At 38.2% G+C, this 272-nt stretch carries 1 pseudogene; it reads right to left on the bottom strand.

The features are described from left to right. Positions 1-65: 65 nt before the first annotated feature. Positions 66-272 (bottom strand): annotated as a pseudogene (locus AAEY62_RS22430) (restriction endonuclease subunit S); the annotation flags it as partial.

The following is a 272-nucleotide window of genomic DNA, read 5'->3' on the forward strand; positions in this document are numbered from 1 at the left end:
GTTGTGGTCATATTTTTTAAGTCCTTATTATTAATTTTTAAATCTGTTTTGTTTTAGGCTCTCTTTCAAACGCATGAGCTTTCAAGTGCGTGAATAGCAATGGCTTCTAGTTGTTGCTGTCTATTTTCAATCAGCTTTTGTAATACTTTTTGCTCTCTAACAGCGCAGCGGTGCATTGCAGCGAGTTGTTTTTGTTTCTCAAACTTAAGCACCTTAATGGGCACATTCTCTAATACTTGCCTGCGAATACTTAGGTGCATTGAACCCTCGGC

This window comes from Pseudoalteromonas sp. GW168-MNA-CIBAN-0100 (genome assembly GCF_040309225.1).
In the GTDB taxonomy this organism is placed as follows: Bacteria; Pseudomonadota; Gammaproteobacteria; order Enterobacterales; family Alteromonadaceae; genus Pseudoalteromonas; species Pseudoalteromonas arctica.